Here is a 4,327-nt window from a genome sequence, read left to right as displayed (position 1 = left end):
GGCCGCCAGGCGCTCGCCGCCCTGGCGGCGCTGGCCTCGGCGCTCGCCGAGGTCCCGGACGACGACCCGGACCACGGCCTGCTCCAGGACCGGCTGACCCGGCTGTGGGAGGGCCTGCGCGCGCCCGCCGAGCAGAACCTCACGGCGGTCACCGACGACGACCTGTTCGCCATGATCGACGAGGGCTACCGCTGAGCCCACCGCTCGACTTCCCCTCTCCCCGCCCCGCTCCCCGAGGATGTGACACCCGCATGCCCAGCACCCCCGCCGCCGAGGAGTCCGGCAGCGCCGAGAGCCGCCTGCGCGACTACCTCAAGCGGGCCGTCGCCGACGCCCGCGACCTGCGCGAGCGGCTCACGGAGAGCGAGAACCGCAGCCGCGAGCCGATCGCGATCGTCGGCATGGCCTGCCGCTACCCCGGCGGCGTCGACAGCCCGGAGGCGCTGTGGCGGCTCGTCGACGAGGGCCGCGACGGCATCGGGGACTTCCCCCGCGACCGGGGCTGGCCCGTGGACGACCTGTACCAGGAGACCGAGGGCTCGTCGGAGACGCTCCAGGGCGGGTTCATCGACGACCCGGCGGGCTTCGACGCCGAGTTCTTCGGCATCTCGCCGCGCGAGGCCCTCTCCATGGACCCGCAGCAGCGGCTGCTCCTGGAGGTCTCCTGGGAGGCGGTGGAGCGCGCTGGTCTGAGCCCGGCCGCGCTGCGCGGCTCCCGCACCGGCGTCTACTTCGGCGGCGGCTCCGAGGATTTCGTCAGCCTCCTGACGACGCTCCAGGACTCCGAGGACGCCCCGTCGCTGACCGGCATGACCAGCAGCGTGATGTCCGGCCGGGTCGCCTACACGCTCGGTCTGGAGGGGCCGGCGCTGACCGTCGACACCGCGTGCTCGTCCTCGCTGGTCTCCCTGCACCTCGCCGTGCAGGCGCTGCGCGCGGGCGAGTGCGACATGGCGCTCAGCGGCGGGGTGACGGTGATGGCGACGCCCAGCATCTTCCCCGAGTTCTCCCGGCAGGGCGGCCTCGCCTCCGACGGCCGCTGCAAGTCCTTCGCGGACTGCGCGGACGGCACCGGCTGGGGCGAGGGCGTCGGCGTCCTCGTCGTCGAGCGGCTCTCCGACGCCCGCCGCCTCGGGCACCCGGTGCTGGCCGTCGTCCGTGGCTCGGCCGTCAACCAGGACGGCGCCTCCAACGGCCTCACCGCCCCCAACGGGCCCTCCCAACAGCGCGTCATCCGCGACTGCCTCGCGGGCGCGGGGCTCACGCCCGACGAGGTCGACGCCGTCGAGGCGCACGGCACCGGGACGAGGCTCGGTGACCCGATCGAGGCGCAGGCGGTGCTGGCGGCGTACGGGCAGGACCGTGAACACCCGCTGTACCTCGGGTCGTTGAAGTCCAACATCGGGCACACCATCGCCGCCGCCGGGGTCGGGTCCGTGATCAAGGCGGTGCTGTCGCTGCGGGCGGGTGTGCTGCCGAAGACCCTCCACGTGGACGAGCCGAGCAGCCAGGTCGACTGGTCGGCCGGTGCCGTGGAGTTGCTGACGGAGGCTCGGGAGTGGCCCGCGGTCGACCGTCCGCGCCGGATCGGTGTCTCCTCCTTCGGGATCAGCGGCACCAACGCCCACCTCGTCCTGGAGCAGGGCGACGACCCGCCGCCGGCCTCGCCGGACGACTTCGCGGGTCCCGTTCCCTTGCTGCTGTCCGCCCGCAGCACGGCCGCGCTGTCGGCGCAGGCCGCCCGTCTCGCCCAGCACCTCGCCGAACACCCCGGCACGCGGGCCCAGGACATCGGGTACGCGTCCGTCGTGTCGCGGGCCGGGCTGGAGTGCCGGGCTGTGGTGGTCGGCCGAGATCGGGACGCGCTGGTCCAGGGGGTTCGCGGGGTGGCGGAGGGATCCGCCAGCGCGGGTGTGGTGCAGGGGCGGGTGGGGGCGGGGGGTGTGGTGTTCGTGTTCCCGGGTCAGGGGTCGCAGTGGTCCGGGATGGCGTTGGAGCTGTTGGATTCCTCGCCGGTGTTCGCGGGGCGGATGGCGGAGTGTGGGGAGGCGTTGTCGGGGTTCGTCGACTGGTCGCTCAAAGAGGCGCTGCAAGGTGACCTTGAGCGGGTTGATGTCGTGCAGCCGGTGTTGTGGGCGGTGATGGTGTCCCTCGCCGAGGTGTGGCGGTCTTACGGGGTTGAGCCCGCTGCGGTGGTGGGGCATTCGCAGGGGGAGATCGCGGCGGCTGTCGTGGCCGGGGCGTTGTCGTTGGAGGACGGTGCCCGGGTGGTGGCGTTGCGGTCGCGGGCGATTCTCGCGCTGTCCGGCAAGGGTGGGATGGTGTCGGTGCAGTTGCCGGCTTCCCGGGTGCGTGAAGAGTTGGAGCGCTGGGACGGCCGTATCGATCTCGCTGCGGTGAACGGGCCCGCGTCGGTGGTGGTCGCGGGTGAACCCGGGGCGCTGGGCGAGTTGTTGGCGTGGGCGGAGTCGGAGGGGGTGAGGGCGCGGCGGATCGCCGTGGACTACGCCTCGCACTCCTCCCATGTCGACGCGGTGCGTGAAGAGTTGGCGGGCCTGTTGAAGGACGTGTCCCCTGTGGCGTCCCGTGTCGCGTTCTACTCCTGCGTGACCGCCGGCCGCCTGGACACATCCGAACTGGACGCCGACTACTGGTTCCGCAACCTGCGCCAGCCGGTGGAGTTCGAGGCGGCCACCCGAGCCCTCCTCGACCAGGGCCACACCCTCTTCGTCGAGGTCACCCCGCACCCGGTCCTGACCAGCGCCGTCCAGGACACGGCGGACGGCATGGGCCGCGACGTCACCGCCACCGGCACCCTCCGCCGGGACGAAGGCGGCCCGGAACGCCTCCTCCTCTCCCTCGGCGAGGCCTACGCCAACGGCGCCCCCGTCGACTGGACCCGCTGGTACGAGGGCACTGGCGCTCGGATAGTCGACCTCCCCACGTACGCCTTCCAGCGCCAGCGGTTCTGGACGGAGCTGCCGGTCGCGCGGGCCGGGGACGCCGGTGCGGCGGGGCTCGGTCGGGCCGGGCATCCGCTGCTCGGGGCCGTCGTGGAGTTGGCGGAGAGTGAACGGGCCGTGTTCACGGGGCGGTTGTCCCTCGCCGGGCAGCCCTGGACCGCCGATCACGCGGTCTTCGACACGGTGCTGTTGCCGGGTACGGCGTTCGTGGAGCTGGCGCTCTGGGCGGGCGACCGGATGGGGGCCGCCTGTCTCGACGAACTCGTCCTGGAAGCCCCGCTGGTCCTGCCCGCCTCCGGTGGCGCGCATCTTCAGGTGACGGTGGACGAGCCGGACGAGGAGGGGCGTCGGGCTGTGCGCTTCCACTCCCGTCCCGACGGCGCGGACGGCGAGGCGTGGACCCGGCACGGCAGTGGCGTGCTCAGCGCTGCGCAGGCCGCGGAGTTCGACCTCGGGGTGTGGCCGCCTGCCGGTGCCGAGCCCGTCGAACTCGACGGCGCCTACGAGCGGATGGGCGAGGCGGGCTTCCGGTACGGGCCGCTGTTCCAGGGGCTGCGGTCGGCCTGGCGGCGTGGTGACGAGGTGTTCGCCGAGGTGGACCTGGACGGTGCCGACCCCGCCTTCCTGCTGCATCCGGCGCTGCTGGACGCGGCCCTGCACGCCTCCTCGCTCCTGCCGGGCGGCGACGGCACGGGCGGGCTGCCGTTCTCCTGGAACGACGTGGCCCTGCACGCGACCGGCGCGAGCAGTCTGCGGGTGCGGCTCGCGCGCGCCGGGTCCGACGGTCTGACCCTGCACGCCACCGACGCCCTGGGCGCTCCGGTCGTCAGCGTCGGCGAGCTGGCCTTCCGTCCGGTCACCGCCGGGCAGTTGGCCGCGCCGGGCGGTACGGCGGATGCGCTGCTGAGCGTCGTGTGGCCGGTGCTTCCCGTGGCCGACGCAGTTCCCGGTCGTTACACCGTGCTCGGTGACGCGGCCCTTGAGGGGATGTCCAGCGAGGCTGGGAGTTCACCGGCTGCGGTGCTGGCGCTCTGCCCGGTGGAGGCGGTCGAGGGCGCGGAGGCGGAGGCCGCCGAGCGGGCTGCCGTGTGGGGGCTTGAGCTGCTGCACGCGTGGCTGGCCGAGGAGCGGCCGGGGGTGCTGGTGATCGGTACCCGGGGTGCCGCGCCGGTGCCGGGTACGCCGGTGACCGCGACGGGTGTGGCGCAGGCCGCGCTGGTCGGGTTGGTGCGTTCGGCGCAGGCCGAGGAGCCGGGCCGGATCGTGCTGGTGGACTCGGACGGGCCGCTCACCTCCGCGGGGCTGGACGCGGCGCTCGCCGCCGGGGAGCCCGAGGTCGCGCTGCGGGGAGACGTGGTGCACGG

The 4,327-nt window shown here is 73.9% G+C and carries 1 protein-coding gene and 1 pseudogene; both read left to right on the top strand.

Features of this window, described 5'->3' with window-relative positions; genetic code table 11:
- Window positions 1-195, top strand: a 195-nt coding sequence (locus ACVNF4_RS33145; protein ID WP_461806579.1) for a hypothetical protein, incomplete at its 5' end; no start/stop codon positions are given.
- A 95-nt stretch (window positions 196-290) separates the two neighbouring features.
- Window positions 291-4,327 (top strand): annotated as a pseudogene (locus ACVNF4_RS33140) (type I polyketide synthase); the annotation flags it as partial.

This window comes from Streptomyces sp. S6 (assembly GCF_054880855.1).
Note: the sequence above shows the minus strand (reverse complement) of the source record. Positions and strands in the feature narration are given on the sequence as shown.